Here is a 23659-nt window from a genome sequence, read left to right on the forward strand (position 1 = left end):
TATGCTAGTGACAGAAAAAACAGAACTTGATCAGTTAGCCATCCATACCATTCGCACATTATCCATTGATGGAATTGAAAAGGCGAATTCCGGCCATCCGGGCATGCCTATGGGGGCAGCACCGATGGCATATGCGCTTTGGGCAAAGGAAATGAATCATAACCCGGCGAATCCGCAATGGTTTAACCGGGACCGCTTTGTGCTGTCTGCCGGCCATGGTTCCATGCTGCTGTACAGCCTGCTGCATGTGTTTGGCTATGATATGACGCTGCAGGATTTGCGGGAATTTCGGCAGTGGGGCAGCCGGACGCCCGGACATCCGGAATTTGGGCATACGCCGGGAGTAGAAGCAACAACGGGGCCGCTTGGACAAGGGGTTGCAATGGCAGTCGGCATGGCAATGGCAGAACGGCATTTGGCTGAGGTGTACAACCGGGAGAACTATGAAATTGTCAATCACTATACCTACAGTATTTGCGGGGATGGAGATTTAATGGAGGGCGTATCTGCCGAAGCAGCTTCGCTTGCGGGACATTTAAAGCTTGGCCGGCTGATTGTTCTATATGATTCCAATGACATTTCTCTCGACGGAGACCTGCATCTATCATTCTCGGAAAGTGTGGAACAGCGCTTCCGGGCTTACGGCTGGCAGGTTATCCGTGTGGAGGACGGCAACGACACAGCAGCAATTCAGCAGGCGTTGCAGGACGCAAAGGCTGATGTGAGCCGCCCAACCTTAATTGAAGTAAAAACTATAATCGGCTATGGCTCTCCAAACAAAGCAGGTACATCCGACTCGCATGGTTCGCCGCTTGGCGCAGAAGAAGCGCGTCTGACAAAGGAAGCGTATGGCTTGGGGGAGGCAGAGCCATTCTTTGTTTCGGAGCAGGTGTATGAGCATGTGCAGGCATACACAGTGCTCGGCAAGCAAAAGGAAGAGGAGTGGAACAAGCAGCTGCAAGCGTACAAGCTTGCCTACCCTGAGCTGGCAGCACAGTTTCAGGCTGCAGTTGCCGGCGTCTTGCCGGAGGGCTGGGAGCAGCAGTTGCCCATTTTCCCGGCAGGAGGATCCATGGCAACACGCGCTTCTTCAGGAAAAACGCTGAATGCGGCTGCCAAGGAAATTCCGCAGCTGCTTGGCGGATCTGCTGATTTGGCCGGCTCCAATAAGACAACGCTCACTTTTGAGAAGAATTATGGGATGGACAGCTATGCGGCCCGCAACATTTGGTTTGGCGTACGGGAATTTGCGATGGGGGCTGCCATGAATGGTATGGCTCTCCATGGCGGAGTCAAGGTATTTGGTGCAACCTTCTTTGTGTTCTCGGATTATCTGCGCCCGGCCATTCGCCTTGCTGCATTGATGAAGCTTCCTGTGATATACGTATTTACACACGACAGCATTGCGGTGGGAGAAGACGGCCCGACGCATGAGCCGGTTGAGCAGTTGGCCGCCTTGCGGGCAATGCCTGGGGTTTCTGTGGTTCGTCCGGCAGATGCAAAGGAAACGGTTGCGGCATGGCGCTTGGCCATTGAGAGTGAAGACACACCAACAGCGCTTGTACTGACGCGCCAAGATCTTCCGACTTTGCCGTTGGAGGATAGCGCGGTTTACGAAGGAGTGAGCAAGGGCGCATATGTAGTGTCACCGGCATCCGGGGAAGCAGCAGGCATTCTATTGGCAACCGGCTCGGAGGTTTCCTTGGCCATGGCGGCGCAGCAGCAGCTTGAACAGGAAGGCGTTTTTGTTGCTGTGGTCAGCATGCCGAGCTGGGACCGCTTTGAGAAGCAGCCGTCTTCTTATAAGGAAAGTATCCTGCCAAAGAACATACCGGCTCGCTTGGCAATTGAAATGGGCTGCTCTCTTGGCTGGAGAGAGTATGTTGGGGATCAGGGCAGCATGATTACGGTAGACCGCTTTGGCGCATCCGCCCCGGCCGGCAGACTGCTGAAGGAGTATGGGTTTACAGTGGAGAATGTAGTGCAGCGCTTCAAAGAGCTGGTTGCTTCTTTGCATAAATAATGCAAAAATAAGAGAAGGAGATTTTCTGTGCGGAGAATCTCCTTTTTTAAATTAAGGGGGAGCAGAGGATGAAAATTGCACTGATTGCACACGACAAAAAGAAGAAGGATATGGTTCATTTTGTAGCGGCCTATAAACCCATTTTCGCAAAGCATGAGCTGTATGCGACAGGGACAACAGGCGGCCTGATTATAGAGAACACAGGTCTGAGCGTTCATCGCTTTCAATCCGGCCCGCTTGGCGGAGATCAGGAAATAGGTGCCTTAATTGCCAAAAATAAAATGGACATGGTCATCTTTTTCCGGGATCCTCTTACGGCGCAGCCGCATGAGCCTGATATTTCTGCTCTTATTCGGCTCTGTGATGTGTACAATATCCCGTTGGCAACAAATATGGGAACGGCGGAAATTTTGGTGCACGGGCTGCAAAGGGGAGATTTGAACTGGCGCACCATCATTCATGAACGGCAGCAGAAGGAAACACCGGGAGCCCAATAACTGCAACGCAAGACCCGCGGCACTGTCCCGGGTCTTATTTTTTCGCTGCAGACATGTTAAATCAAAAGGGCTGATATGATGACTGGCCATCCTGTTGGCAGAAAGAATCCGGCTGCAGCATGTTTTGCCCAGATTCTTTTTGGTAATGAGTATAACCTAAATACGTATTTTGAATTTCATTTACTGTAAAAGAAGGTAAGTAACAAAACAGCAAAGAGAAAGTAAAAGGTACTTATAAGCTGTTTGGCAAGGACTCTCTGTGCTAAACAGGCAGGATTGTCCATATATTGGTAGCAAAGCAAGGAGGAGAGAGTGGGATGCCTGAGTATCAAGCAGTCGGCAAAAGTGTTCCGCGAAAGGAAAGCTGGGACAAGGTTACGGGCAGGGCTGAGTATATAGATGACCAAGAGGAAATAGGAACACTGCATGCAGTATTTGTGACAAGCCCGTATGCACATGCGTACATAGAGGGAATGGATATCGCAGAAGCAAAGCAAATACCGGGTGTGCAGGCGATTGTAACAGGGCGGGATATGCCGATGCTGGTGGGATCCAGCATTGTGGACCGGCCGCCGCTTGCTTTCGAGAAGGTCCGGTATTTTGGTGAGCCAGTGGCAATGGTGATTGCGGATACAGAGGCGGCGGCCAGAAGAGGGGCGTTCTCTGTGCGGACCGTTTATCGGGAACTCCCCGTCGTGCACACACCGCTGCAGGCCTATCAGCCGGACAGCATCCTCGTTCATGAACGGCTGGGAGAGTACAAGGTAAGAGAGGAAGCAAAGCCCGAGCCGGGAACGAACATTTCTAACCGGACGAAGGTTCGAAAGGGCAGCATCCAGCAGGGGTTCGCTGAGAGTGATGTCATTGTGGAGGAATATTTCTCTTTTCCGCAATCGCTTCATGCAGCGATGGAGACAAGATGTGCCGAAGCGGAGATTAAGCCGAGTGGAGAGGTATGGATAGCCTCCAGTTCACAGGCGCCCTTTGAAATTCGCGAGCAGCTCAGCATGGACTTTGGCTTGGATGAATCCAAAATTAATGTGCACGTGCCGCTGGTGGGCGGAGCATACGGTGGCAAGACACATGTGCAACTGGAAATTCTTGCTTATATTGCCTCGAAGGCTGTCGGCGGACGAAGAGTAAAGCTGCGCAACAGCCGGGAAGAAGACTCGGCCACATCGCCAACCCACATCGGGCTGCAGGCGAAGGTGCGTCTTGGCTGCACGAGGGAAGGGAAGCTGAAGGCGGCAGAACTCTTATATTTATTTGACGGGGGCGCCTATGCGGAGCGGGCGGTTGTAGTCAGCAAAGCAGCCGGCTTGGATTGTACAGGGCCGTATGCCATTGAGCATGTATGGTGTGATTCCCTGTGTCTGTATACAAATCACCCGTACGCCACCGCGTTTCGTGGCTTTGGCCATTCGGAATATACTTTCGTGGTCGAACGGACGATGGATATTTTGGCAAAAAAATTGGGGGTGGATCCGCTCGAGTTTCGGCTGCAAAACGCCATTGCCCCGGGAGATACAACACCCACACAGGTTGTAGCGACAAGGAGCAACACAGGAGAGCCGGTTCAATGTCTCATTCAGTTAAAAGAATTAATGAAATGGAATGAGGGACAGTATCAGCAAATCTCAGAGAGAAAGGTACGCGCCAAGGGCATCGCCTTCGCCTGGAAGAATTCTACAACACCAAGGGACGCCGGAGCGGGTGCTGTGCTGACATTTACAGATGAGGGCAATGTCAGCATCAACTGCGGTGCAGTTGAAATCGGCCAAGGCACAAAAACAGTGCTGACCCAGATGGCGGCTGAGGTGCTCGGGATGAATCCGGATGACGTGGATATTGAGATGGAGGTGGATACAAAAACAGCGCCGAAGCATTGGAAAACGGCCGCAAGCCGGACGACTTATTTGGTTGGAAATGCGGTTGTCAGGGCGGCTGCGGATGCTGTTGTTCAAATGAAGGAGGCTGCAGCCGCCCTGTTGGGAGTTCCAGCGGAAGAGCTCGAAGTCGCGGGGAAAAGGGTGTATCAAAGGAACCGGACGGAAATGGGTGTGAAGTTTTCTGATATTGTACAGGGATTTGTTAAGGAAGATGGAACAGCTGTCTCTCCTCAGATCATCGGACGGGGCTCTTATATGATGGAGGGGATTACAGAAGCGGACCCGGCAACCGGAGCCGGCATGCATGGACCGGAATGGGGAATCATTGCCCAAGGAGTTGAAGTGGAGTTTGATACCCGGGACTGCACCTATGAAATTGTGCGGGCTGTCAGCGTGGTGGATGCCGGGAAGATATTGAGTTATAAGGGCGCACTGGGCCAGGTGATGGGCGCGATGAGCATGGGATTAAGCTTTGCTTCCCGAGAAGGCCATCAATATGATGAGAAGGGCCGGATTTTGAATACGCAGTTCCGGTCCTACAAGGTGCTGCATTATGGGGAGCACCCGGAGTACATCGTAGAGTTTTTGGAAATTCCACATGACGGGACAGCTTTTAAATCCCGGGCGCTGGGCGAGCATGGCATTCTTGGTATGCCGGCTGCTCTGGGAAACAGCTTATCTGTGGCAGCGGGTGTTTCCCTGCATCATCTGCCTCTTACACCCGAACTGATTTGGCGGACGAGAGGGCAGGAGAGGGGGCGTCTGCTTTGATTCCAAGGGATTTTGAGTATTACCGCCCAAATACAATTGGCGAGGCCGCACAATTGTTTCAGCAGCTGCAGAAGGAACAGAAGGGGCCGATGTACTACAGCGGCGGGACGGAAATCATCACCGGCGGCAGATTGAATCTGACGGCTCCCGGAGCTGTGATTGACATCAAACAGATTCCAGAATGCAAGGTCATGGGGTGGCAAGGGGATACACTCGTTCTGGGTGCTGCCTTAAGCTTAACGCAGATCTCAGAGGCAAATCTGTTTCCACTTCTGGCTCAGACAGTTTCAAGAGTGGCAGACCGCACATCCTGCAACAAAATCACACTGGGAGGAAATATTGCGGGGCATATTCCGTACCGGGAAGCGGTGCTGCCGTGTTTGCTTGCTGACAGTACCTTTGTCATCGCCGGACCGGGCGGAATCCGCTATGCACCCGCTCATGAGGCTTTTCAGGAGCTGCTGCGTCTGCAGCCCGGAGAATTTCTGGTGCAGGTGCTGACAGATGGTGTCTATACAAGGGCGCCATTTTACAGTGTGAAAAGGCGCAAGCTTGAGAAAATTGACTATCCATTGATTACGCTGACCGCCTTAAAGTGGAAGGGATTCATCCGGATCGCCTGCAGCGGCCTTTGTCTCTTTCCGTTTCGTTCCATAGAAATGGAACGAGAACTGAGTGATGTACGGCTGCCGCTTGAGCAGCGGATTGAGCAGGCGCTGCGTTATATTCCGGGGCGGGTCCGCAATGATCTTCGCGGCTCCGAGGAATACCGCCTGTTTGTGCTGCGGAACATGCTTTATGATGCGGTAACTGAGCTGGAGGAGGTGAGAACCTGATGGAACAGGTATATCTTCATGTAAATGGGCGCACCCAAGGAGCGGTTATCCGAATGGCTGATACGCTTCTGGACACGCTGCGCAACCAGCTGGGGCTGACAGGCGCCAAACGCGGCTGCGAAAACGGAGACTGCGGTGCTTGCACGGTATTAATAGATGGAATGCCATTTAAATCCTGTATTATGTTGTCCGTTGAAGCTGCCGGACGGGAAATCACGACGGCGGAAGGCTTGCAGGGAGTGCCGATCCAGCAGGCCTTCATCGAGAAATGGGCCTTTCAATGTGGATACTGTACGCCTGGCTTCATTACGAATTGCCATGCCCTGGTGAGCCTGCATCCGGATGCGGATGACAGGGTGATTGAGAATTGGCTGCAGTCCAACATTTGCCGCTGCACAAGCTATCAGGAAATTGAAGAGGCAGTGAAATCGGTGCTGCGCAAGCAGGGTGGGGCGGAATGAACACTGTGCAGGATATATGGGAGGCGGCCGTAGCCCGCGATGAACCTTGTGTGATGGCCACGCTCGTTGGAACAGAAGGATCCTCTTACCGCAAATCGGGCGCTGTAATGGTGTTTTGGGAGGACGGCACGAGGCAGGGTATGCTGAGTGCCGGGTGCATCGAAGAAGATCTTGCTTGCCGGGCAAACGAGCTGGGGAGCGGGGACTGGCTGCTGTGCGAGTATGATACCTATGATGACACGGATGTTTCATGGGCGGTTGGATGTGCCGGAAAGATGCAAATTTTACTGGAGAGCTTGGACCATTCAGCTCTAGAGCAGCTTCAATGCGCGGTGGCACAGCTGCACCAGGGATACCAGGTGCGCGTGACGAAAAGCTTGGAAGAGCAGTGTACAGGTTTTTTCAGTGAGAACGGGCACATCTGGGGGGCAGCTGCGCCGGGAGCTTCCATATATACACAGACCATTGCCCCCAAGCCGCGGCTGGTTGTTTTCGGAGCAGGGGAGGATGCTGTGCCGCTTGTTCAGTTTGCCAGCCGGGCCGGCTTTTCCGTAATCGTCTGCGATTGGCGGGAGGCTTGGTGCAATCCGGTCCGTTTCCCGGAAGCGAAGCAGTACTTCGTTGGGCTTCCGCAAGAGGTTGTGCCGGAGCTGTCTCTGACTGAACGGGATTTTGTCGTGGTGATGACGCATCATTTTCAGCGGGACCGGGAGCTGCTGGAGCTTCTTCAAGAGCAGAACCTGCAGTATTTGGGGGTGTTGGGAAGCAGAAAACGTACCGCCCGTTTGCTCCGGGAGTTTGCCCCTGACTGGCTCTCTGCCCCCGTCGGACTTCCGATCGGGGCAGAGGGGCCTGAGGAAATCGCCATCAGCATTGTGGCCGAAATGATTGCGGTATTGAGGGGGAAGCGCGATGAATATTGTAGGGGTGTATTTGGCTGCCGGATGCAGCAAAAGAATGGGGCCGGGCATTCATAAGCTGCAGCTGCCGCTGCGGGGCCTGCCGCTTGGGGCTTCTGCGCTCCAGTCCGCATTGCAGTCCCGGCTGCAGCAGATTGTCGTTGTGACGAATGACAGGGCTTGGCTGCCTGCTGCTGTGCAGACGGAACGCGTGCACATCGTTCCTTGTAAACAGGCCGGGTTCGGGCAGTCCCGCTCGCTTTCCTGCGGAATTGCGTATGCAGAGCAGCTGCAGGCGGACGGCGTGCTGATCATGCTGGCGGATCAGCCGTTTGTTCCCGCGGCGCTGCTGAATCAGATTTTGGAGACATATGAACAGGAGCCTGAATGGTCCTACGTGGCTGTGTCTCATTGCGGCATCCTGCAGCCTCCTGTACTGCTTTCGCAGCAGCTGTTTCCTTTGCTGAAGGGGCTGCAGGGTGACCAAGGCGCCCGTTCGGTGCTGCGCCATCCTTCCATTGCCGGCCGGCTGATTGCTTGCGAAAGAAGGGACTGGCTGTATGATGTGGATACATGGGAGGATTATATAGAAATACGAAAAAACGTTTAAAGCTGTCCGCGGCCGGCATCTCCGGTCTTGGATTGTGTGAAAAAGAAGATAAATGTGACCAGTAAGAGGGCACTTATATAAATTACGTTTTCAGGCGGCTTAATGGTCGGCATATCGGTTAATGGCATAACAATCAGTCCTTCATCAGTTTTTGCAGCAGCGATTGGTCTACTGTATAATGCCGGGGTACAATGCGCTGGAACTCCCGGGATATGCTTTGGATGTCAGGAGAGGCTGCCGCAATTTTGGCAACGCCAAAAATAGGCCCGGTGACATTAATGGTAAAGCGTCTGGAGGAGGTAAAGGCACCGGATACATTAATTTGATCGCTGATCAGCAGCAGTGCAATGATGACATCCAGGATGTCGATCAGCCAGCTGGCCCATTTCCGCTGCTGCTTTCCTTCCAGTCTGCTGATGCCTGTCAAAGGGCCTCCGACAGACAGACGGAATCCTCCCGGTGTCACAAACACGCCGATAATCGTAATTTGGCCGGTCAGCAGCAGCACTGCGGTGGTGATATCGAGGTACCGCAGCAAACTGCCGACTGCCTGCAGCTCAGCTTCTGTTGTTGCACGGTTCATAATAACCAAATCCTTTGCCCAATGACCTTTTCCTGTATCCTATTCAAAAAGAGCCCGGATGCGTTATTGTCCGCCTAAAAAGCAGGCGCAGAGCCCTTATCCAATGGAAAAGGACTCTGCGCTGTATCATATGTGCCTGCGCAATCCCTTAGGGTACGCATATTCTCTGCTGAATAGCTGAAGAAACCTTGATATAACAAGGGTTTGCGGCTATCCTTATTTTAGGAAATCCGTTTTTTCTAACATTTATCTAACACTAAAATTTACTTTGCTTTTCATTTGGAAACGTGGTTTGATGGAATAGTAAATCATTTAAATTTCGTGCAGCCTCTTCCTGCAGACCAGGCAGGATATGGCTGTAGGTGTTCAATGTAATATTCACATTTGCATGACCGAGGCGTTCACTCACAATTTTGGGGTGGACGCCTTGTTTGAGTAACAGGGTTGCATGGGTATGGCGCAAATCGTGGAAGCGGATATGCGGCAGATCCGCCTTCAGCACTTCTTTTTTCCAGCGGTCCCGAAAGTTTGTATGATTAACTGGCTTTCCTAATGCAGTGCATACAACCAAGTCATGGTCTCTATAGGCATCGCCAGCACGCAGCTTCTCCTTTGCAATGAAAATACGATGCTCCTTCAGAGCTCGAAGCGTTTCATTCAGCAGAGTGACAGAACGGCGCCCGCTCTCTGTTTTCGTCTCGGAAAAAGTAGTTGAATTCTGGGATAGTGTTTGCATAATGGACAGTACCCCGCGCTCCAAATCCACGTCCTGCCAGCGTAACCCAAGCACCTCACCAACACGCATCCCTGTTGTCACCGCAAGTAAGTAGGCGATGTAGAAGCGGCTTTTTTGGGAAGTGGCCAGTAATGTTCGCACCTGCTCCTCGTTCCAGTAGCTGATTTTCGGTTTTTGTGCTTTTGGTGTCTGCACCAGACGCACCACATTCTTACGAATTATACCGAACGTCATCGCCTCGTCCATAATCGCCCGCAGAATTTTATGCACCTTGGCAATAGTACTCGGTACAATACGTTCCAACAGCGCAGTATGCAGCTGCTGGATATGCTGCGGCGCCAACTCCTGCATCTTGATGTCTCCAATATAGGGAGTGATGTACAGATTGACGTAGGAGCGATACACAGAGTACGTGCCATCCCTGATGGAGCTCTTCTTGCCTACAAGCCATTGCGATGCGAACGCACCCACTGTCATCTGATTTTTTTCTACGTATGTTCCTTCTTGCAGTTCCATGAGCTTCTGTGTCAATAGGACTTGCGTTTCCTTCTTTGTAGTTGCTCCCTTAAACCACCGCTGCCGGCGCTTTCCTGTTTCCGGATCCCGCCCGATATCTATGACGAAATAATAATACTCGCCTCGTTTTTTCTTTGTAATATGGCCTTTCATAATGCCGACGCCTCCCGTTTTCGATTCAAAATCTGCTGCAATCGTTCTTCACATAACCTGGGAGGGACTTGAAATACTTCAGATGCATGCGCGACAGCATCTCCATCAAGACGTATATAGTGTAGCATATGCCGTGGTATGGCCGCGCATCTGGCGAAATTTACCGCGTCCCATTCCTGCCATTCCCGGAAGAGAGGAGGCATAGCACCTTGCAGCCCTTCATGCCGAAGGATGTGGCAGAGCTCGTGAAAGAACGCTTGGCGGCGCTGGAGATCCGGAAGGCGGGAGTCCAGCGCAATGATTTGTATGTAGGAATTGGTGATGCAGTGAGAATCCATATCCTCCTGCAGCAGGATGATACCGGCACGTTCCGCAATGGTGTCCGGTTGTAGTTCATCAGGTGTAGCAATGTTCAGATGCTTGTAAAAATCGGTGACCCAGTCCTCGAGAGGAGTGGGGGCGTAGTTAGAAAACATGAATATCACCTCATATTTATGTATAGGAACGTATGTTCTTATTTTAATATAGAGGTTGGTAAAAGGGAAGGGTAAGTTTGGAAAAAGAGGAAAAAGAAAAAAGCCCGGAAAAGGCTTTTTTCTTTTTAGTTTTAATTTAGTGTAGAACATGACCATGATCTTTGATGTAATCAATTAGACCATCAAATTGCCTTGTTCCATATTTTATAACTTCAACATTGTCCATATCGCTAAATTGCTCTAGAGCTAATGAGAACCCTGATTTTTGAGGGTTAGAAGGCGGTTTGACAATTGCATAGAACGGAGAATCTTTATACGCTTGAGACCTTTCTTTTGCTTGTAGAGCGTCTCTCCAAACCAAACCTTCCTTAAAATTTTCCTTGAAATTATCTCCAAACTTAATTGTCTGGATAAGATTAGCGCATCCATTCTGAAATCCAAAATCAACAGCGATAGGAAATTCAGGAATATGAACTTCCTTTCTTACATATTTCTCAATCCCTGCGTTTTTAAATTTAGTCCATATGGTATTAGAGAAAGGTTGTTCACGCTTCTCCAAATGATCTTCATCATAAACAAACAGGTTAAATAAGTCGTTTAGCTTCTTCAATGGATCATCTGTCAATAATGGTTGCGGTTTCTTAATGATAAATTTATTAAAGTTGTATTGCGAGAGAACATCTAAATAGTCGAAGGTAATAGTCTCTCCAGTAATACGAGTGTCTACTAATTCATTTCTCAATTCCTTAAGATGGCGATTAAACTGATATCTAAAATGTCTAAACTCATTAATTTGCCTCATATCCATGATTTTAGATACTTTTTGAAGGTAATGCAGAAATCGGGTTTGTATGATACCGCGGTCTGGACAATGAATAATGACGCCAATGTTGACCACTTCTTGTCTGACCGTGTCGGGCATATATTGAATTACAGAGAACTTGCAAGCAGCCCGCTCCATGGTAACGCCTCCTTTGTCCATATAGGAAAGTATCCTGCGTTCACTAAATGGTTAATTAGGTATTTTACTTTAAAACGTCGGCTCAAGATAAAGTGAGTCAGTGCTTCCTTCTCAATAGTATCTATAGACCAACTCGATGGAATAGAACTACAGATCATGTTTAAATGTTGTGGGTTTAGAGATTCAATCCTGTTAATAATACTAAGGAACGGATTTTCTCCATCTGTCAAGTCAATTTGGTATTTAATTGCATCATAAACAACACCCACAAGATTCATATCCACTTCGGCATACGTGCGCAAAAGATGTAATCTTTGCGGTGAGGCTGATGGACCAAAGAATGCATGTCCATGGTCTATAAGCTTCATTTCATATCGATTGAACCCAATAGAAGTTAGTATGAAGTTGCCATCATTTCCCGTGCGGTCAAAATTGTGGATTAGGCTATCGAAGGCAAGCAGGTCTGGAAATACACTGCTATTCGATATCTTTGAGAATAACTTTACATACGGCTCTTTTAGTGTACCACTAGACGTAGAGTTATCTTCAATGTCTTCTTTTAAAAAGCCAATTTTTACTCCTGGTGTCAGTCCTTCAATACCTGAGTACATATTACACAGTTCCTGACTGATATGTACCAAAGACATTGTTGGCATAGGGAGTTGTAACAGATCAGCTAACTGATAGGCAAAAAACTCATGTAAAAGAATTCTGTTGTTTTCGATTGGATAGTCAAACTTCACCAAATAAATGTTGTTGTCACTACAGTGGAAAAACTTCGGTTTGGTCACGCCACGTGATGCGATGTCTACTAACATTTCTGCTTCAACCATTCTTCTCCTCCTCATTAAAAGACAGAAATCTTACAACGAGAAAACTTAAAATGCATTCTAGGACTGTTTATCACTTAGCAGCCCTTTTATAATCTATTTTCCTTGCCCCTTCTTCTTCTCCATCGCCTTATGCAGCACATAATCAAAATGCCTCTTGATGTCCTCGACTTCCTCCGGGCCGAGGTTTTTCCACTTCTCAATGTCGAGGAAGCCCATCTGTGTGATACCGAGCTGCTGGACGTACTTGGTGATCTCGGTGAGGGAGTCGTATGTTTCTACTTTCACGGGTGACTTATCGTTTGTTATCCCTAATAGGTAGTCTGAAGAAGTGTCGTAATATGAGGCCATTCTCTGTAACATTTCGTTGTCGGGTTCACTTCTTCCGTTTTCATAATGCGAATAACGGGCTCTGGATATTTCTAAATGTGCCGCAACTTCTTCTTGCGTACGCTTTCCACGGCATTCTTTTAAACGGTTACCTAAAACAGAAAGTCTCTTTTCGGTCAATGCGATCACTCCTTTCTCGGACATTCCTATGTCCTATTATAGATAAAAATTGTATCGCTCTGTATAATTGATAAAAAATGTATCAAAATATGATTGACGATAAAAAATGTATCAATTATAATCAAATTAACGATACAAAATGTATCGGGAGTGAGGTGGACATATTGAGAATTAGACTTGTTCAAGAAAGACATTTGCGGAATCTCACCCAAAAACAAGTCGCTGATATCCTTGGTGTTTCCGAGGTTTATATCCGTAAATTAGAAAAAGGTGACGCAAATCCAGGAAGAAAGACAATGCTCAAGCTTGAAATTTTTTATGGGGTTAGGGATAGAGAGTTATTCCCTGACATTTTTAAGGTCGATTTTGATACAAAATGTATCGAAGGAGAAATGCCCTTATCATAGTCTACACAAAGCGAGGTGACAACATGAGCATCGAGGAAACAATACGCGCCATCGTCCGTGAGGAGCAGCAAAAGTTTCTGGAGGAGCTGAAGCAGCTGCTTGCAAGCCAGCAAACGGCAAACAAGGTCCTGAAGGCAAAAGAAGCAGCGGCATACCTAAACATCAGCCAGTCCCGGATATATGACTTGGCACACAGCGAAGGATTCCCGGTGATCTGGGAGGGACGGAAGATGCTATTCCTACAGAAGGATCTTGATGCTTGGCTTGAAACACAAAAGGAGGCATAAGCGTGAACATTGAGGAGTATGCGTTTCGCTTAGAAGTCCAGTTAGCTATTGCAAACCTAATCTTATCAGCACGAGATAAAGCAACGACGAAAGAGGATATTGAAGGGGAGCTTTTAGATTTGTTGCGTTATTTACAAGAAACTCACGTGCTGGAGGGGTAAATGTGATAGAGGAGACGCTGTTTCCTGGTGCTTGGTATCTGCTTTTGATTTTGGCTACATGCGGCACAATTGGTATTGCCATGACAATGCTGCATAGCTGGGCCAGTAAATAGAAGGGGATGGGGAAATGATGAATCAGCTACAAATTGCAGAATCGCAAGAGCAAATTTTTAACTTCGGCGCGCTGCCAGTTAGAACATTTGTATATCGCGGAGAGGTTTTCTTTATTGCCAAGGATGTCTGTAAGGTTTTGCAAATCAACAATGTATCGGATGCAATGGGGCGGCTTGATGAAGATGAGAAGGGTATAGTTTTAACCGATACCCTTGGTGGAAACCAGCAAATGCTTACCGTCAATGAGTCAGGCCTTTATTCCCTCATCATGGGAAGTCGCAAACAGGAAGCGCGTGTTTTCCGGAAATGGGTTACCTCGGAAGTCTTGCCGAACATCCGGCGCACTGGATCATACAGCCTGCCGGTAGTCAATGAACGGGAGCAGCTGCTGGCAACCATGAAGCTGGCTTTCATGCACGATGAAGAACTTGGTCAGGTGAAAGAGAAGGTCAGCAGCGTGGAGCACGAGGTGCAGGCTATCCGGCAGAAGGTGGAGGAGCAGATTACATTGGACCACGGCGAACAGCGACGGCTACAGAAGGCCATTTCTGCCAAGGTGTATGCTGAGACCCGTGATAGAGACCGGCGCAAGGAATTGTTTGCTGAGCTGTACCGGGAGATCAGGGACCGCTTTGGGGTAGCCAGCTATCGTGATGTGAAGCGCAAGGATATGCTGGCAGCGGTCCGATACATAGAGGCATGGGTGCCTCGTAAAGGGGGAGAAACAGCATGACACGTGAACCATATTCGCTTGAAATGCAAAGGGGACTTGTAACCTTCCTACGCGTCACGATTGATGTGCAGCGGCAGCAAAGATTTTTTGAAGGCTCATTGCAACAGATGGGATTCAAAACGGAAGGTATGCAGGAAGTGCTCCAAAAAGCTGAGGAGATCTTGCAACAGATGGAGAAAGAAGCAGCAGTCCTGCAGGCAGCCATCCGCGAGCAAGAGCGCTATGTCAAAGAGCGTCAGCAAGATGCAAAGCTATATAGAAATATGATGAAGACGCATCGTGATGTAGAGGATATTGCTGAGTATCGCGGCAAGCATGAAGCTGCTGATGATGCGGCAGAAGCAGCTGCACTCGTTCTGGAAGTGTTAAAGGGTGTGCCGTATGGAAAGTGACCAGGAGCGTGTCATCCACATGGTTCATGATCTGCAGGCCCGCGGTTTATATAGCTCTGCAGCTCTAATCATTGCATATCATCATCTCCCTGTCCCTATGAAGGGAGGTGATGATGAATATGGAAGTGACTCTCCCAGTACAGCCAGTGCAGTATGACGGATGTGGCAGGATGATGTATCATCCTGACTTCCACCCGAATCAGGGGAAGCCTTGGTCAAAGGAGGAGCTGGCATATGCCTGCAAATTCCATGAATATGATGGGTTTCGTTGTGTGGCAATGGCACTTGGCCGCACGGAGACAACTGTACGGACAAAGGTGTACAAGCTGCAAAAGGAAGGGATGTACGATACGTACCGGGACTTATGGGAAGCTTTTGCAGCAGCTACGATTTCTTGATGGGCTGTGTGGCAGCACAGACCATCAGCTTAAAAACAGTATAGCATGCCGGGGAGAGTGGGAGGAATGAGACCAGGTGTGACAAAGAAGGGCATGATCCATTTACGCCGGCCTACAAAGCTGCAGCTTGTAAAGGCTGTGCAGGCGCTGGAAGCCCGTGGGTGGGAGTGCTGCATTCCAATTCGCGCTGTGCCGCGCAAGGAGCGCGTAGTGGCTCCAAACGCGCGGTATGAATGCTACATGAAGAAGTGCAACAAGGGGGAAGTAGTATGAACAGGGTTATACAAGAAATAGGAGGTCTGAACCTACGGGGGAACATCATTGATAATTCTTGGTTCCAGCACATTAAGACAGAAGCAGGAAAACCACATATGCTGGCTATCATGATTCTTGGTGATGTTGTGTACTGGTACCGACCTATGACGCATCGTGATGAGGAGACTGGTGCTATTGAGTATAAGCAGCGTTTCCGTGCTGACAAGCTTCAGCAGAACTATCAGCAGTTTGCTGACAAGTTTGGTGTATCAAAAGTACAAGTCAAGCGTGCCTGTGATCTGCTCAAGGATTTAAATCTTGTTGATATTGAATTCCGTAACCTAGTCGTAAATGGAACACCGTTAAGTAACGTTATGTTCATTGAGCCGGTACCGGAAAGTATTAAATACATTAGTAGCATGTATCAGAAAAGTAAGGAGGTCCTTACAAAAAAGTTACCCCCATCCTTACAAAAAAGTAAGGGGGGTCCTTACGAAAAAGTGGACACGTATACAAAGACTTCTACAGAGATTACTACAAATAAAGATGATGATGATAATATCCACTTCAGTGAACAGACGTCTGTTCAAAATGAGCAGACCAAATGCTCAAATTGGACAGAGGACTTGCTCAAAATGAACAGGCCATTACCAGAGATTACTTCAGAGATTACTTCAGAAAAAAAAGAGGATGATGATAGCACTCATCAACCTCAGCAAAATCATCCTTTGTATGACCCATTATATGCAAAAGTCGTACAAACATACCAAGAGAATATTGGTGTGATGTCTCCCATCTTTGCAGAGCAGTTTGGACAGTGGTACGAAGCCATGGGGCAGGAGCTCATGATTGAAGCCATTCGACGGGCAGTTGAAAACAATGCCCGGAAGTGGGGCTACATCAAGAAGATTTTGAGCGATTGGCATGATCAGAACGTGAAGAGCCTGGCTGATGTCAAAGCGCTAGATACAGAGTTTGAAAACCGTCATAAGCGTAAGCCGGATACTTCTGCCAAACCGCCAGCCAAGAAGAAGCCGCGCACCTTTGAGTACAGGGAGGAGGAGTAACGTGCAAAGCGCAAGAGAGGCAATTGAGCAAATCCGGGGTCGGGTCCGGATTCCTGCTACAACCGGCAACCGCTGTCCGGCATGCAACCGGGCTCTGATCTTCCATGAAGGCCGGGAGTTCTGCTTCCAGTGCGAAGTCATTGCAAAAGAGGATGCGGAGCTTGCCAAGGCAGCCATCGCAGACAGAGAGAGGATGAAGCTGAAGCAGCTGGAGAAGCAGTTTGCCGCACATTCCTTCATCAATCCAAGCCTGAAGGAAGCAACCTTTGCGAAGTACAATCCGCCTACAGAGAGCTTATATAAGGCGAAAGCAGCTGTGATGGGGTTTGTGATGAACTTTGACAAGGAGAAGCCGCAGAACCTGCTGTTAGCCGGCTCATACGGTACCGGCAAGAGCCACTTGGCCAGGGCGGCCACAATTGAGCTGATGCAGCAAGGATACTCCTGCATGTTCATCTCGGTGCCCAAGCTGTTTGCGAAGATCCAAGAGAGCTTTAATAAAAATTCTAGTTTCTCAGAGTCGCAGTTTATCAGCTATCTGCAGTCCGTGGATCTGTTGGTCATCGATGACCTTGGTACAGAGCACTATGGCAAGGATACTGATGGAGAAAGTTGGGGTCATACAAAGCTTTTCGAGATTCTGGATGGCCGGGCAGGTCGGCATACCATTTACACCACGAACTTGGTTGAGGAAGCGCTGGAAGACAAGGTGAATGGGCGCAACTTCTCTCGCATTTTAGACAACACAGAGATCATTTACATGGTAGGTCCGGATTTTCGTAGAAAACGAAAATAGGGGGAACGGGGTATGTGTGAAATATGTGGGGGAACGCATGTGCATTTCGTCCAGTCAGGCTATGTGGCAAGGTGGGGACCTTGCCCGGTCTGCGGACCGATGCCAAAGGAGCAATGGGACCGGGAAGTGGAGCAACTGCAGCAAATGATTGCGGCACTTCAACAGGGAGACCTGGCCGGATGAAAGGCAATAGTCAGGTTGTCATTGTAGATAGCCGGCCGGAATGGATGAAGAAGGAGGACCGGGTTATGGCGTGCCTTACGCGATGCCCGGTTGCCAGACATTGCTCTGTGCGTCTTGGTGCTGACTGCAAGCACCTGGGCGGCACAGAGATACCGCGGATCAACAGAGCGGTTAGAAAGGGAAAGGGGAAAAGGAAATGAGTCATTTGAACCTGTTTGCAATGCAAAAGGAATTGGATGCCCGGATTGCCTACAAGGGCACAGATCGGCTGCTGCATAAGTTTACGGCACTGTGGGTGGAAACTGCAGAGGCCCTGAACGAGACAAGGGATTTTAAATTTTGGAGCACTAAATACAAACAACCAAACACCAAGGCGGTCCTTGTTCCAGCCATGATGGAGGAGGACAAGCAGTACTACAATCCACTGCTTCACGAGCTCAGCGACATGCATCATTTTATCATGTCGATTGGATTGGAGCTGCAAGAGCAGTTCCTTATCACCCTTGTGCGGGAATATGAAGGGCCGGACGTAATTGGGGGCGACATTTCACAGCGGTTCCGGGACTTCGACAGAACTGTGCGGGATTTAGAGAAAATGGTTCACGGGCTTTGTCCTTTGGATGAGCGTCAAATCATAGATAAGTACGAGGATGTGATGTGCGACTTCCTTGCCATTGTGGAGACACTTGGCTTCACATGGGATGACCTGGAGCAGGCTTACATGGAGAAGAACGCCATCAATCATCAGCGGCAGCAGCAGGGGTACTAAGAGCCATAAGATTTTTAAAAGGGGAAAAGGGGGAAATCAAGATGACAAGCGTTCAGCAGTCTGTCAGAACGGGGAAGGCAGTACAGGTGCAGCATAGTATCCGGCAGCCATTGTCAGCGGAAAGAGTGGCATGTGAGCAAGAACTTCAGGGCCTGAAGGATCTCATTCAGAAGGTGATTGCGGAACGTGACAATTTGCAGTTGCAAAATACAAGGCTGCAGCGTGCCATTGATACGCAGGATACGCTTTGGATTGGCGGCAAGGCCATGCGGACAGTTCGTATTGAGGAAGAGGTGCTTTTGAAGCTGAAGGCCCGCGGTGAGCGCGTGGAGCAGTTGGAGCAAGAGAATGGCAAGCTGCAGGGCTATATTGAGGCCGTGCGGGAAGAAAATGCGGAATTGGAGTCCCTGCGGCAAAGGTACGCAGAGCTTGCTGAAGACTATGAAACTTTGAGAAAGGACAATGATTGGCAGGTGGAGCAGCGGCTCATTGCAGCCAAGGCGCTGCAGGAGCTGCAGCAGCAGTTTGATTGTCTGAGCTCGGAGTATATGATCACTGTTCAGGAAAATAACAGCTTGCACAGGAGAGCATATGCGGCCCAGCAACATGTCATGGCCTTGCTGGCGGATGATCAACTATAACGTCATTTTCTTGGAAAGCGAGGTGAAAAAATGTATAGGCTAGAGGTTTATTTGAAGTCCGGACACACGATGGTAATTGAGTGCGAAAGTTTTACGTTTCAGTTTAGTTATTTGAGCGGCTGCTATACCGGATATGAACTTACAGGCATGACAAACGTAGATCGCGCTGGCATAGTTCCGGACCAGATTGCGGGTTACACAGCCAAAGAAATAACCAAATAATCGTTCTATGTGAAGTGAGGTGATTGGATGAGATTCGGTATTCCGTACGTTCTTGACACGTTGAGAATAGAACTACATGAGCTGCAGGAGGGAATGGGGAATTATCCCGCCTGGTCAGCGGAGTACAAGGGATTCGAAAGCAAGGTACGGCAGATTAAAGAAGCGCTGAAGGTATTGGAAAAGCATCAGTTGCAGGTAACTGAACAATAAATCCATTTAGGAGGAAACGGAATGAAAAAGCTTGTATTGTCCGTTGTTGCGGCGCTTGCGCTTTGTTTTGGGGCAGGAGCTGCAGATGCAGCAGGGCTGGCAGCACCGCGCGGGGTGACAACTTATGTTGATTTCACAAAAGAGATTCGGGTTACATGGAGCGCGGTATATGGAGCTGCAGGCTACAACGTGTACACAAATGGCAAGAAGGTATATGTTCCGGCCGCGAGCTACTATCAAGCAAAGGTTGTCTACTACACGCCAGTGGAGCCGATTGGGACATACAAAATATATGTCACAACTGTAGATAAGTCCGGACAGGAATCAATTCCCACAAATACGCTGACGGTGTGGGTTCGGTAATAAGGGCATTTGGGATAAGGACATTAGGCGGCCGCTTCAGGGCGGCTGCCGGAAGGGGGAACGGTATGGATCAGCTACAGCAGGCAGTTGAGGCGGCAATCAAGGCTGTCAAAACACTGACGTATGATGAGGGCGTAGTGATCGGTGGAGCAATGGCAAAGCTGCAGAACAGAGTGAAGCTGTTAGAAGCTCGCGTGGTAGCTGCACGGCAGCGAGAGAAGCGGCGGAAGAAAGAAGTGAAGCATCTGCAGGCAGCCATAGCCAGGCACAAGGGGAACAATGCTTTGCCGGCGCTTCGTACTTTGCAGCTTGAAGGGCTAGATTGCTTTGCGGAGGCCGGAGAATTGAAAGAAGCCGGGAACCTCAATGAGGCACAGTATCTCCAGGGGAAAGCGTATGGCCTCCTGAGGGCAGTCGATGAATTACGGAAGACGCTAGAAGGAGACTAAAACTTGATTTGGAAGCAAGTTGTAAAGCGTTCCTTGACAACTAAATAGTACGGCAAAATTAATTTTAAAAATTTCCATTTTCCCTATTTACTTTTAAACGAATTCACTTATAATAAGAGCATAAGGTTAAACGAAAACGTTTAAAGGAGATGGGGAAAATGAGAAAGTTCGATGTAAAGCAGATCATGACAAATGCTTGGGTGGCAGCTGCAAACGCAGCATACTTTCATGGCGGCAAAAAGGCTGAGTATTTTGCAGAGTGCTTGAAAGCTGAATGGGCTTTCGCGAAGCGTATGGCAGCGGCTGCGGTTGCAGCTCCAGCACAAAAGGCTGCTCGCGTGGCAAAGGCTGCGGCTGAAATCACATCTATCAAGAGATGGTTCGTGAAAAAAAACTTCAACGCTGCTGAAGCTTTCGTAATCGAGACAAACGACTGGATTGAGGTGCTGGAAGAGACTGCAAAAGCATACAAGTTGCGGGTTCACAATGCTAAGCTTGGTAACATCACAACATGGGCTCCTAAGAGCTGCTGCATCGCCTAATCTCCTTACGATTCGTTTAACCTGCGAAAAGGAGGCGGCAGTATGAATTTAGATGAGGTGTATAGTTTGCAGGAAGCAGGGAAGCTGTGGGGAGTCAGTGACAGTAACCTGCGCAATGCGCTTGGTAAGTTCCGACGTTTTGAAAAGCAAATCAGCGAGGGAACAGCAAAAAAGTCGGGCGGTACATGGATTGTGACGAAACAGGCAATGGAAGAGGTTTTCGGACCAATGAAGGAGGCGGAGAAGATGAATAAATGGCAAGTGATTGAAAAGGTAGCAGCTGTTTTAGGGATTGATGTTAAAGAAGCGGAGCAAAAATTTGAAAAAGGGTATGAAGAAAGCAGCGTAACAGGCGCGGGAGAATTTCTAGTTTGCAACGAGAGCTTTTGTGTGCAGGTACAGAATGCAGGGTTTGATGAAGATGAGATAGAGTTACTATATACCGTCAATGAGAAGTGGGCTAAAAAATAAAGAATTTCCGAATGCCGTACTGTTTAGTTAAGCAGCGCGGCATTTTTAATTAAAATCCGATTTTGTAGAGAAAGGAGTACAATATGGGCTGTCTTGAGTGCGGGAAGTTTTACGACACAAAAGGCGGGCAGCAGTGGATGTGCGATGACTGCACCGCGAAGGCAATTAAAGTGTATGAGGATTGGGAGAGAAAGCAGCAAGGGGAGAAGTAATGCTATAAAATCCGAATTGAGATAGGAAGGGAGTTTGCTACATGAAAACATGGATTGTTGCCTTAGAAGTAACGGAAGTTGGGGAATACCGTAAAAGTGTATATGCCGACTCTAGAAGTGCTGCATTGGCAGAAGCTTTCAGTAGTCTTTTTAGCGACTATGGCATTGTAGAAGGAGATGAAATAAAGATTATTATGGTTCGGAAAGAAATTTAACCAAACCCGCATTTAGATTTAAAGTGACGTAAATATTACCACATAAAAGCAAGGTGGAGATATGGAACTAAATATTAAGGGACAGATGACCATTTTTGACTTCTTGCCCCGCAAGCAGGATAAAATTCAGCCTACATTCCTTGTCTATTATTATCAAGAACAGGCTGCTCGCTTAACATGGATACGAGCAAAAGATAAGGATGCAGCTATTCGCAAATTTCATAGAACGCATGGGAATTGTAAAGTTAAAGACATACAGCTGTCCAACCGGAGTATCGAGGAGTTAAATGCTCTCGAATAAATTGCTGCAAAGTTTTGATGTTGATAAAAAAAGAGTGATAAAATAATAGCAAACAGCATAGGTCCAGCCAGATATGGAGGACACTGGAATGAAGGGTTAGGTAGCTCTTTGTTTTAGTGTCCTCCGTTTTTTGTATCAAAGGGGGATGGGAGCGGATGAACACTTTGAAGGAGCAGCTGAAGGAGTGGAAGCGGCAGACCCGCATGATTGAGCAAGAGAAGCGGCAGAAGAAGCGCCAGAAAGGGAAAAAGAAGGAGCAGCTGACACGTCGGGACATTGAAGATCTGATGGGCATACGAACCCGGGGATATGAGCGCGGCCGCGGCGGTGCCATTCGGCAAAAATAAAAACCAAGAATGGAGTGTTGGACATGACGGAGCAAGCAACCTTTTTACAACCCATCGACAGGAAGGCTACACAAAAGAAAGTGGAGGAGCTGCTGGAGAATGTGCGCCTGCATCGCCAGTTTGGTATGATCCGGCAAGAGATGAAGATGACACCAGCCTATGAGCCACGTTACCACGGAACAACACATGCTGTAGGAGATCCGGCAGCGGATGTTGCCCTGCAGAATGTGAGGCAGCAGCAGCGCGATCAGTGGCTTGCACATATGTCAAAGCGGGTCGATGCAGTCCTTGGGCGGATGGGACGGATGCAGCGCGAAATTATCAACAAGCGGTACTTGGGCGAAACAGATCAGCCTGACTATATTGTATACAATGAACTTGGCATGGCTGAGAGAACCTTCCGCCGGCACCGGGACAAAGCGATTTACCATTTAGCTTTTGCTCTCAGATTGGAAGTGTTTGAGGGGGATGAGCAAGCATGAACTTTGTGCAGCCTATCCGGGACCAGGAACAGATTCAAGGTATTAAAGATTACCTGAAGCAGCAGAATGAGCGTAATTATATGCTGTTCGTTATGGGCATTAACACAGGTCTGCGGATCAGCGACATTTTAAGACTAAGGGTGAAGGATGTACAGAGCAGCCATATCTCAATGAGGGAGAAGAAGACCGGCAAGCAGAAGCGCATCCAGATCACTCCCTCACTGAGGCGGGAACTGAAATGGTACCTGCAGGGGCGGCAGGATGAGGAGTACTTGATCCGGAGCCGGCAGGGCCGTAATAAGCCGATAGGACGCAGCATGGCATATAAGATTCTTAGGGGAGCAGCTGCAGAGTTTGGGCTGGAGGACATCGGTACTCATACGCTCAGGAAGACATTCGGCTATCACATGTACATGCAGACGAAGAACATAGCCTTGCTGATGGAGATATTCAATCATTCTTCAGAGAAGGTGACACTCAGGTATATTGGAGTGAACCAGGACGCTATGGATAAAGCACTGACAAAATTCAAAATATAGTAAGCTCTTTTTATTTTTTGCTCTTATTACATCACCATATTTTTTGTACTGTGTAAGTCGTTTAGAGGGAAAGTAAAAAAGCAGGCAGGACAAGGGCTGTTTACAGGTAGCCGAGTTACCCAGAATATAAGATATGGATAAGTCATAGGGCAGGCAGGCGGATTCGTAGCTAAGCGGGAGCAGCTGAGAGAGTGACCGAAAAAGTACGAAATTTTTGACCGGAAAAGGGACGCTCAATTTGGAGGATGCCGTGGTATATTGATAACGTGCTAGTCGTGATGGAAAAGCGGTTGGCACCGTCATGGGTTCGACAATATATTCTTGGCATGGAAGGGCTTAGGCTCTTCTGGGA

General features: G+C 48.7%; 37 protein-coding genes. 31 read left to right on the top strand and 6 right to left on the bottom strand.

Going from position 1 to position 23659, the window contains the following annotated elements; translation table 11 throughout:
* The first annotated feature begins 1 nt into the window (after position 1).
* From tkt to NK662_RS18590, 7 genes are all read left to right on the top strand, one after another.
* Positions 2 to 2023: a transketolase gene (tkt, locus tag NK662_RS18560; protein ID WP_254760441.1), complete on the top strand. Its 2022-nt coding sequence runs from the start codon at positions 2 to 4 to the stop codon at positions 2021 to 2023.
* A 68-nt stretch (positions 2024 to 2091) separates the two neighbouring features.
* Positions 2092 to 2520 (top strand): methylglyoxal synthase, encoded by a 429-nt coding sequence (gene mgsA, locus NK662_RS18565; RefSeq protein WP_254760442.1) that lies wholly within the window; start codon positions 2092 to 2094, stop codon positions 2518 to 2520.
* 317 nt (positions 2521 to 2837) lie between these two features.
* A complete protein-coding gene (locus tag NK662_RS18570; protein ID WP_254760443.1) occupies positions 2838 to 5180 on the top strand; it encodes a xanthine dehydrogenase family protein molybdopterin-binding subunit in 2343 nt (780 codons plus the stop codon).
* Positions 5177 to 6016 carry an FAD binding domain-containing protein gene (locus NK662_RS18575; RefSeq protein WP_254760444.1) on the top strand — a complete coding sequence of 280 codons (840 nt, stop codon included), beginning with the start codon at positions 5177 to 5179 and terminating at the stop codon, positions 6014 to 6016. The genes NK662_RS18570 and NK662_RS18575 overlap by 4 nt, the downstream gene beginning before the upstream one ends.
* Positions 6016 to 6477: a (2Fe-2S)-binding protein gene (locus NK662_RS18580; RefSeq protein ID WP_254760445.1), complete on the top strand. Its 462-nt coding sequence runs from the start codon at positions 6016 to 6018 to the stop codon at positions 6475 to 6477. Before NK662_RS18575 ends, NK662_RS18580 begins: the two co-directional genes overlap by 1 nt.
* Entirely contained in the window at positions 6474 to 7454 is a 981-nt protein-coding gene (locus NK662_RS18585) for an XdhC family protein (RefSeq protein ID WP_254760446.1), read from the top strand. The genes NK662_RS18580 and NK662_RS18585 overlap by 4 nt, the downstream gene beginning before the upstream one ends.
* Positions 7390 to 7986 (top strand): nucleotidyltransferase family protein, encoded by a 597-nt coding sequence (locus tag NK662_RS18590; protein ID WP_254760447.1) that lies wholly within the window; start codon positions 7390 to 7392, stop codon positions 7984 to 7986. Before NK662_RS18585 ends, NK662_RS18590 begins: the two co-directional genes overlap by 65 nt.
* A gap of 133 nt (positions 7987 to 8119) precedes the next feature.
* Here the strand turns inward: NK662_RS18590 and NK662_RS18595 are convergent, their stop codons facing one another.
* From NK662_RS18595 to NK662_RS18605, 3 genes are all read right to left on the bottom strand, one after another.
* Complete coding sequence (locus NK662_RS18595; RefSeq protein WP_254760448.1) at positions 8120 to 8569, bottom strand: hypothetical protein; 450 nt, start codon at positions 8567 to 8569, stop codon at positions 8120 to 8122.
* Positions 8570 to 8825: 256 nt separating this feature from the next.
* On the bottom strand, positions 8826 to 9974 hold the full coding sequence (locus NK662_RS18600) for a site-specific integrase (protein ID WP_254760449.1): 1149 nt from the start codon (positions 9972 to 9974) through the stop codon (positions 8826 to 8828).
* Positions 9971 to 10267 (bottom strand): ImmA/IrrE family metallo-endopeptidase, encoded by a 297-nt coding sequence (locus tag NK662_RS18605; RefSeq protein WP_254760513.1) that lies wholly within the window; start codon positions 10265 to 10267, stop codon positions 9971 to 9973. The genes NK662_RS18600 and NK662_RS18605 overlap by 4 nt, the downstream gene beginning before the upstream one ends.
* Here NK662_RS18605 and NK662_RS18610 point away from each other — a divergent pair.
* Positions 10184 to 10366: a hypothetical protein gene (locus tag NK662_RS18610; RefSeq protein ID WP_254760516.1), complete on the top strand. Its 183-nt coding sequence runs from the start codon at positions 10184 to 10186 to the stop codon at positions 10364 to 10366. The two genes, NK662_RS18605 and NK662_RS18610, sit on opposite strands and share 84 nt — an antisense overlap.
* A gap of 220 nt (positions 10367 to 10586) precedes the next feature.
* On the opposite strand, the gene NK662_RS18615 is transcribed toward NK662_RS18610, so the two are convergent.
* The 3 genes from NK662_RS18615 to NK662_RS18625 form a co-directional block, all read right to left on the bottom strand.
* Positions 10587 to 11411: a DUF3037 domain-containing protein gene (locus NK662_RS18615; RefSeq protein WP_254760450.1), complete on the bottom strand. Its 825-nt coding sequence runs from the start codon at positions 11409 to 11411 to the stop codon at positions 10587 to 10589.
* Entirely contained in the window at positions 11381 to 12244 is an 864-nt protein-coding gene (locus NK662_RS18620; RefSeq protein ID WP_254760451.1) for a HipA family kinase, read from the bottom strand. Before NK662_RS18620 ends, NK662_RS18615 begins: the two co-directional genes overlap by 31 nt.
* 93 nt (positions 12245 to 12337) lie before the next feature.
* Positions 12338 to 12751, bottom strand: coding sequence for a helix-turn-helix domain-containing protein (locus NK662_RS18625; protein ID WP_254760452.1), 414 nt, complete (start codon positions 12749 to 12751; stop codon positions 12338 to 12340).
* A 164-nt stretch (positions 12752 to 12915) separates the two neighbouring features.
* Here NK662_RS18625 and NK662_RS18630 point away from each other — a divergent pair, with 164 nt between their 5' ends.
* The 23 genes from NK662_RS18630 (at position 12916) to NK662_RS18735 (ending at position 23307) form a co-directional block, all read left to right on the top strand.
* The gene (locus NK662_RS18630; protein WP_254760453.1) at positions 12916 to 13158 is read left to right on the top strand and encodes a helix-turn-helix transcriptional regulator; all 243 of its coding nucleotides are present in this window, start codon (positions 12916 to 12918) and stop codon (positions 13156 to 13158) included.
* Between the two features lie 23 nt (positions 13159 to 13181).
* The gene (locus NK662_RS18635; protein ID WP_254760454.1) at positions 13182 to 13445 is read left to right on the top strand and encodes a helix-turn-helix domain-containing protein; all 264 of its coding nucleotides are present in this window, start codon (positions 13182 to 13184) and stop codon (positions 13443 to 13445) included.
* A 2-nt stretch (positions 13446 to 13447) separates the two neighbouring features.
* Positions 13448 to 13606 carry a hypothetical protein gene (locus NK662_RS18640; RefSeq protein ID WP_254760455.1) on the top strand — a complete coding sequence of 53 codons (159 nt, stop codon included), beginning with the start codon at positions 13448 to 13450 and terminating at the stop codon, positions 13604 to 13606.
* 127 nt (positions 13607 to 13733) lie between these two features.
* Positions 13734 to 14453, top strand: coding sequence for a BRO family protein (locus tag NK662_RS18645; RefSeq protein ID WP_254760456.1), 720 nt, complete (start codon positions 13734 to 13736; stop codon positions 14451 to 14453).
* A complete protein-coding gene (locus NK662_RS18650; RefSeq protein WP_254760457.1) occupies positions 14450 to 14845 on the top strand; it encodes a hypothetical protein in 396 nt (131 codons plus the stop codon). Before NK662_RS18645 ends, NK662_RS18650 begins: the two co-directional genes overlap by 4 nt.
* A 119-nt stretch (positions 14846 to 14964) precedes the next feature.
* Positions 14965 to 15243, top strand: a complete 279-nt coding sequence (locus NK662_RS18655) for a DNA-entry nuclease (RefSeq protein WP_254760458.1) — start codon at positions 14965 to 14967, stop codon at positions 15241 to 15243.
* 66 nt (positions 15244 to 15309) lie between these two features.
* A complete protein-coding gene (locus tag NK662_RS18660; RefSeq protein ID WP_254760459.1) occupies positions 15310 to 15516 on the top strand; it encodes a hypothetical protein in 207 nt (68 codons plus the stop codon).
* Positions 15513 to 16565, top strand: a complete 1053-nt coding sequence (locus tag NK662_RS18665) for a DnaD domain-containing protein (RefSeq protein WP_254760460.1) — start codon at positions 15513 to 15515, stop codon at positions 16563 to 16565. The genes NK662_RS18660 and NK662_RS18665 overlap by 4 nt, the downstream gene beginning before the upstream one ends.
* A gap of 1 nt (position 16566) precedes the next feature.
* Positions 16567 to 17361, top strand: a complete 795-nt coding sequence (locus NK662_RS23790) for an ATP-binding protein (RefSeq protein ID WP_254760461.1) — start codon at positions 16567 to 16569, stop codon at positions 17359 to 17361.
* 12 nt (positions 17362 to 17373) lie between these two features.
* A complete protein-coding gene (locus NK662_RS18675; RefSeq protein WP_254760462.1) occupies positions 17374 to 17544 on the top strand; it encodes a hypothetical protein in 171 nt (56 codons plus the stop codon).
* Between the two features lie 196 nt (positions 17545 to 17740).
* On the top strand, positions 17741 to 18313 hold the full coding sequence (locus tag NK662_RS18680; RefSeq protein ID WP_254760463.1) for a dUTP diphosphatase: 573 nt from the start codon (positions 17741 to 17743) through the stop codon (positions 18311 to 18313).
* A gap of 41 nt (positions 18314 to 18354) precedes the next feature.
* A complete protein-coding gene (locus NK662_RS18685) occupies positions 18355 to 18954 on the top strand; it encodes a hypothetical protein (RefSeq protein ID WP_254760464.1) in 600 nt (199 codons plus the stop codon).
* A 249-nt stretch (positions 18955 to 19203) separates the two neighbouring features.
* Positions 19204 to 19386 (top strand): hypothetical protein, encoded by a 183-nt coding sequence (locus NK662_RS18690; protein WP_254760465.1) that lies wholly within the window; start codon positions 19204 to 19206, stop codon positions 19384 to 19386.
* A gap of 21 nt (positions 19387 to 19407) precedes the next feature.
* Positions 19408 to 19749, top strand: a complete 342-nt coding sequence (locus tag NK662_RS18695) for a hypothetical protein (protein ID WP_254760466.1) — start codon at positions 19408 to 19410, stop codon at positions 19747 to 19749.
* Positions 19750 to 19814: 65 nt separating this feature from the next.
* Positions 19815 to 20198: a hypothetical protein gene (locus NK662_RS18700; protein WP_254760467.1), complete on the top strand. Its 384-nt coding sequence runs from the start codon at positions 19815 to 19817 to the stop codon at positions 20196 to 20198.
* A gap of 158 nt (positions 20199 to 20356) precedes the next feature.
* Positions 20357 to 20740, top strand: a complete 384-nt coding sequence (locus tag NK662_RS18705) for a hypothetical protein (protein WP_254760468.1) — start codon at positions 20357 to 20359, stop codon at positions 20738 to 20740.
* A gap of 42 nt (positions 20741 to 20782) precedes the next feature.
* Positions 20783 to 21211: a helix-turn-helix domain-containing protein gene (locus tag NK662_RS18710; protein ID WP_254760469.1), complete on the top strand. Its 429-nt coding sequence runs from the start codon at positions 20783 to 20785 to the stop codon at positions 21209 to 21211.
* 83 nt (positions 21212 to 21294) lie between these two features.
* Entirely contained in the window at positions 21295 to 21423 is a 129-nt protein-coding gene (locus tag NK662_RS23635) for a hypothetical protein (RefSeq protein WP_279665179.1), read from the top strand.
* Between the two features lie 41 nt (positions 21424 to 21464).
* Positions 21465 to 21638 (top strand): hypothetical protein, encoded by a 174-nt coding sequence (locus tag NK662_RS18715; protein WP_254760470.1) that lies wholly within the window; start codon positions 21465 to 21467, stop codon positions 21636 to 21638.
* Positions 21639 to 21699: 61 nt separating this feature from the next.
* Positions 21700 to 21939 (top strand): hypothetical protein, encoded by a 240-nt coding sequence (locus NK662_RS18720; protein ID WP_254760471.1) that lies wholly within the window; start codon positions 21700 to 21702, stop codon positions 21937 to 21939.
* A 155-nt stretch (positions 21940 to 22094) separates the two neighbouring features.
* Entirely contained in the window at positions 22095 to 22286 is a 192-nt protein-coding gene (locus NK662_RS18725; protein WP_254760472.1) for a hypothetical protein, read from the top strand.
* A gap of 23 nt (positions 22287 to 22309) precedes the next feature.
* Positions 22310 to 22768, top strand: coding sequence for an ArpU family phage packaging/lysis transcriptional regulator (locus NK662_RS18730; protein WP_254760473.1), 459 nt, complete (start codon positions 22310 to 22312; stop codon positions 22766 to 22768).
* On the top strand, positions 22765 to 23307 hold the full coding sequence (locus NK662_RS18735) for a site-specific integrase (RefSeq protein ID WP_254760474.1): 543 nt from the start codon (positions 22765 to 22767) through the stop codon (positions 23305 to 23307). The genes NK662_RS18730 and NK662_RS18735 overlap by 4 nt, the downstream gene beginning before the upstream one ends.
* Positions 23308 to 23659: the final 352 nt, after the last annotated feature.

Source organism: Ectobacillus ponti, assembly GCF_024294785.1.
GTDB lineage: Bacteria > Bacillota > Bacilli > Bacillales > Bacillaceae_G > Ectobacillus > Ectobacillus ponti.

Bases quoted from the DNA above. Each gene is read 5' to 3' on its own strand.
- NK662_RS18615 (WP_254760450.1), bottom strand. From the start codon at position 11,411: ATGGAGCGGGCTGCTTGCAAGTTCTCTGTAATTCAATATATGCCCGAC.
- NK662_RS18645 (WP_254760456.1), top strand. From the start codon at position 13,734: ATGATGAATCAGCTACAAATTGCAGAATCGCAAGAGCAAATTTTTAAC.
- NK662_RS18705 (WP_254760468.1), top strand. From the start codon at position 20,357: ATGAGAAAGTTCGATGTAAAGCAGATCATGACAAATGCTTGGGTGGCA.
- mgsA (WP_254760442.1), top strand. From the start codon at position 2,092: ATGAAAATTGCACTGATTGCACACGACAAAAAGAAGAAGGATATGGTT.
- tkt (WP_254760441.1), top strand. From the start codon at position 2: ATGCTAGTGACAGAAAAAACAGAACTTGATCAGTTAGCCATCCATACC.
- NK662_RS18700 (WP_254760467.1), top strand. From the start codon at position 19,815: ATGGATCAGCTACAGCAGGCAGTTGAGGCGGCAATCAAGGCTGTCAAA.
- NK662_RS18665 (WP_254760460.1), top strand. From the start codon at position 15,513: ATGAACAGGGTTATACAAGAAATAGGAGGTCTGAACCTACGGGGGAAC.
- NK662_RS18730 (WP_254760473.1), top strand. From the start codon at position 22,310: ATGACGGAGCAAGCAACCTTTTTACAACCCATCGACAGGAAGGCTACA.
- NK662_RS18685 (WP_254760464.1), top strand. From the start codon at position 18,355: ATGACAAGCGTTCAGCAGTCTGTCAGAACGGGGAAGGCAGTACAGGTG.
- NK662_RS18660 (WP_254760459.1), top strand. From the start codon at position 15,310: ATGAGACCAGGTGTGACAAAGAAGGGCATGATCCATTTACGCCGGCCT.
- NK662_RS18710 (WP_254760469.1), top strand. From the start codon at position 20,783: ATGAATTTAGATGAGGTGTATAGTTTGCAGGAAGCAGGGAAGCTGTGG.
- NK662_RS18570 (WP_254760443.1), top strand. From the start codon at position 2,838: ATGCCTGAGTATCAAGCAGTCGGCAAAAGTGTTCCGCGAAAGGAAAGC.
- NK662_RS18720 (WP_254760471.1), top strand. From the start codon at position 21,700: ATGGAACTAAATATTAAGGGACAGATGACCATTTTTGACTTCTTGCCC.
- NK662_RS18715 (WP_254760470.1), top strand. From the start codon at position 21,465: ATGAAAACATGGATTGTTGCCTTAGAAGTAACGGAAGTTGGGGAATAC.
- NK662_RS23635 (WP_279665179.1), top strand. From the start codon at position 21,295: ATGGGCTGTCTTGAGTGCGGGAAGTTTTACGACACAAAAGGCGGGCAG.
- NK662_RS18595 (WP_254760448.1), bottom strand. From the start codon at position 8,569: ATGAACCGTGCAACAACAGAAGCTGAGCTGCAGGCAGTCGGCAGTTTG.
- NK662_RS18635 (WP_254760454.1), top strand. From the start codon at position 13,182: ATGAGCATCGAGGAAACAATACGCGCCATCGTCCGTGAGGAGCAGCAA.
- NK662_RS18580 (WP_254760445.1), top strand. From the start codon at position 6,016: ATGGAACAGGTATATCTTCATGTAAATGGGCGCACCCAAGGAGCGGTT.
- NK662_RS18725 (WP_254760472.1), top strand. From the start codon at position 22,095: ATGAACACTTTGAAGGAGCAGCTGAAGGAGTGGAAGCGGCAGACCCGC.
- NK662_RS18650 (WP_254760457.1), top strand. From the start codon at position 14,450: ATGACACGTGAACCATATTCGCTTGAAATGCAAAGGGGACTTGTAACC.
- NK662_RS18585 (WP_254760446.1), top strand. From the start codon at position 6,474: ATGAACACTGTGCAGGATATATGGGAGGCGGCCGTAGCCCGCGATGAA.
- NK662_RS18690 (WP_254760465.1), top strand. From the start codon at position 19,204: ATGAGATTCGGTATTCCGTACGTTCTTGACACGTTGAGAATAGAACTA.
- NK662_RS18735 (WP_254760474.1), top strand. From the start codon at position 22,765: ATGAACTTTGTGCAGCCTATCCGGGACCAGGAACAGATTCAAGGTATT.
- NK662_RS18680 (WP_254760463.1), top strand. From the start codon at position 17,741: ATGAGTCATTTGAACCTGTTTGCAATGCAAAAGGAATTGGATGCCCGG.
- NK662_RS18620 (WP_254760451.1), bottom strand. From the start codon at position 12,244: ATGGTTGAAGCAGAAATGTTAGTAGACATCGCATCACGTGGCGTGACC.
- NK662_RS18655 (WP_254760458.1), top strand. From the start codon at position 14,965: ATGGAAGTGACTCTCCCAGTACAGCCAGTGCAGTATGACGGATGTGGC.
- NK662_RS18695 (WP_254760466.1), top strand. From the start codon at position 19,408: ATGAAAAAGCTTGTATTGTCCGTTGTTGCGGCGCTTGCGCTTTGTTTT.
- NK662_RS18590 (WP_254760447.1), top strand. From the start codon at position 7,390: ATGAATATTGTAGGGGTGTATTTGGCTGCCGGATGCAGCAAAAGAATG.
- NK662_RS18600 (WP_254760449.1), bottom strand. From the start codon at position 9,974: ATGAAAGGCCATATTACAAAGAAAAAACGAGGCGAGTATTATTATTTC.
- NK662_RS18675 (WP_254760462.1), top strand. From the start codon at position 17,374: ATGTGTGAAATATGTGGGGGAACGCATGTGCATTTCGTCCAGTCAGGC.